Here is a 2,791-nt window from a genome sequence, read left to right on the forward strand (position 1 = left end):
AGGATGTTGCAGGGTTTCTTGAAATTGCCCCGACCACAGATTGTTAAAGTAGTGTGATTTTTCCCTTAACAAAGCTAGCTGAGAGTGAGAAATGGTCAGAGAAGTTCCCTCTTGAAAGCTTAGTTGAATTTCTTCAGATGAAGGTGAAAGAGCGGGAACTGGAATCGTTGACGCACTAGTTTCTTCTAGATTAGGCAAAGAATTATCTAAGGCATTATTCTCATTCTCAAGGTGATCGTTAATATCTTGAGGGGGATAGTAAGATGGAGCCGTTGTATTGGAAAGATAGCTAGTATTTAACCATGTATTAGGAATCAAAATGACCGTCCAAATGAGAAAAATAAATTTTTATTTATAGCTATTTTAATAATATGATGGATAGATAAAAATTATGCAATATTAATAAGTTAAAATAGGCAGCCACATTTGAAGAGAAAGTTTCATTTTATTAATGGGGAGCGATTAAAAATTAAGTAAGAGTCAATTGAGCTTAGATATAAAATTTTTAGTTTTTAATCTAAAGATGCCTTAATTCTACGAGGCTATATGATAACTAAATAAACGGGCTACAAGAGATCTAAAGTTTTAAAACGTATTAATCTAGAATTATTGACTTTTAGAAACCTATGCAAATGTAAATATATTGCAAAGTCCTGGGGATGTCAAAAGGGTTAGCCCAACATCAGTAAAATCGTAGCAATAGCTCAGAACTAAATACTATAAAGTTATCGAAGCTATCAAGTACACTAGTCCTTGGTTAATGAGCTTAACGCAAAGATTTCAAATCGAAATGCTGCAAAGCTACTAAAGCCTCAAGTGCGCTAATCCTGCAAATTAACTTTAATTTTCGCTTGTGCAGCCAACGTCTATATTCACGTCTATTGATAGCAAAAAAGCGGCCAAAATAAGGTTTAGTAATGTGTCGAGAATGAGAAATTAAATTCGAAGTGAGCGGAATGAGTAGATAAAGAAATGTATTTAACAGTTGATATTATCAGACTTTTTAAGTTATTAAGGCTATTAAAAGAATGAGTTTTTATCAAACAAAATATATTCATCGTTTTGAAATTGATGGGATCAATCTAAAACAAACTTCTGGTTCATTAGATAGATTCTGGAATTTCCCATCCGTGTAAACGCCTTCTTAGTCGTTCTTTTTCAAAGCAGGCCATTTAGAAAGGGCTATAAAATACAATAATATAAAATTCAGACCAGGAACAATCATTAGAAGGCTCAACCATTTAGAAAAACCAGCTTTGGAAAAAATAAACCAATAGGGAAAAATGATCAGTAAAATGCCTACCGCTATTAAAATTAAGGGTAGCAATGGGCCATTTTCCGTTAGAAATAATGTCTCGCTTCCTTGGCTTCCTTGTATATCCATTTATTTGCCTCATCGCTCATGAGTTTTTGAAGATCTCTTATCACATTTGCTCTGATTCTTGATTTTTTCTTGCAAAGAATAAGAGGAATATTTGAGTTATCTCTAATTGTTATTTCTTAGCAACCTATATTCCAGTAAGCTGATCCCTATAAAAAATCGTCTATAATCACTGTTGAGCACATCAGCTAAATTTTTTAGCCATAGCTTTCCCTTCAATAATTAAGTTAATCTTAAATTTAATCCCATAGCCATACACAAAGAAACCAAGGTATGCCATTTAGGGTTTCCAACGTCTGAAAGTGTTTTGTAAAGGCTTTCACGGCCAATATGCGCTTTTTTGGCTAAAGCTCCAATCCCACCTTGTGCTTCCGCTACATTGCGAAGAGCGATCAAAAAAACTTGTTGCGACTCTTCGTCGCCCTTCAGGCTTTCTTCTAAAGCAGCATTTAGATAGGCAACAGCCTCGTCATGATCCTTTAACTGTTCTAAGAGAAAATCTTGATACTTCTTATTTCTTGCCATAACCTAACTCCCTAGATTGATAATCCTTCAAATACTCCATTGCTTTTGCAATGTCCTTGTCCTGAGATCCTTTATCACCACCGCAAAGAAGCAAGATGACTTTGTTTCCAATCTTTCCATAATAAATCCTAATGCCCGGGCCGTAATGAATCCGAAGCTCATGTACTCCCTTTTGCAAGGTTTTACAATCTCCAAAATTCCCAAGCTTCAATCGGTCTAACCGGGTTAAAATTTTAGCCCGTGTATGGATTTCTTTGATTTCCTTGATCCAAATCTCAAAGGGTCGTTTACCATTAGCCGTTTCGTAGATTTCAATATCGATCTCTTCCATATAGCTTATTGTATCTTTTAGGATACAATAATTCAAGTAAATTTTAACCTATAAATTTTGAGAATTTCGCCAATATCTCGAGAAACAACCTTTGAAAAAGAAAGAACAAAGGCAGGCCTAGCTTCTGCTAGCGCTCGTGGACGAAAAGATGAAGCTCCTTTTAAAATGACTAATGCAAAGCTTAGACTAGCAATGGCAGTTATGAGGGAGTAGGTTTTCCCTTCTTTAAGTGGCAATGACAAGCTTCAGAAGGTATCATTTTTCGATGCTTAGCTAATGGGACAGTGAGGTTATTTTGGTTTAAGTCTTTCCAAATCAGAACAAAGTTTATAAAGTACAGCTTGGGTTGATTTTGGAAGAGCTTTAATTTGTTTTTCCAGTCGTTTCGACCGCTTAATCTTCTAATTGCACATAAAATTAATCGAAATTGATTTAAAAATCGATAATGCTGCTAGCTGTTTGAAAATTTTTATAGTAGTAGAAGTTGGTAATATTAGGACTTTTATCAATGCAGTATTTTGGATATTAAGAACGGGAGCTCCATGGAGGGATTT

General features: G+C 34.9%; 3 protein-coding genes and 2 pseudogenes. 1 reads left to right on the forward strand and 4 read right to left on the reverse strand.

Going from position 1 to position 2,791, the window contains the following annotated elements:
* From TY19_RS02960 to TY19_RS02975, 4 genes and pseudogenes are all read right to left on the reverse strand, one after another.
* Positions 1-321: pseudogene (locus tag TY19_RS02960) on the reverse strand (hypothetical protein); the annotation flags it as partial.
* Between the two features lie 823 nt (positions 322-1,144).
* On the reverse strand, positions 1,145-1,384 hold the full coding sequence (locus TY19_RS02965) for a hypothetical protein (protein ID WP_226988474.1): 240 nt from the start codon (positions 1,382-1,384) through the stop codon (positions 1,145-1,147).
* 219 nt (positions 1,385-1,603) lie between these two features.
* On the reverse strand, positions 1,604-1,906 hold the full coding sequence (locus TY19_RS02970; RefSeq protein WP_042280031.1) for an addiction module antidote protein: 303 nt from the start codon (positions 1,904-1,906) through the stop codon (positions 1,604-1,606).
* Positions 1,893-2,237 carry a type II toxin-antitoxin system RelE/ParE family toxin gene (locus tag TY19_RS02975; protein ID WP_042280034.1) on the reverse strand — a complete coding sequence of 115 codons (345 nt, stop codon included), beginning with the start codon at positions 2,235-2,237 and terminating at the stop codon, positions 1,893-1,895. Before TY19_RS02975 ends, TY19_RS02970 begins: the two co-directional genes overlap by 14 nt.
* Positions 2,238-2,336: 99 nt before the next feature.
* On the opposite strand from TY19_RS02975, the pseudogene TY19_RS26725 reads away from it, so the two are divergent.
* A pseudogene (locus TY19_RS26725) lies at positions 2,337-2,441 on the forward strand (recombinase family protein); the annotation flags it as partial.
* Between the last annotated feature and the right edge of the window lie 350 nt (positions 2,442-2,791).

This window comes from Candidatus Protochlamydia sp. R18 (assembly GCF_000648255.1).
GTDB classification, from domain to species: Bacteria; Chlamydiota; Chlamydiia; order Chlamydiales; family Parachlamydiaceae; genus Protochlamydia; species Protochlamydia amoebophila.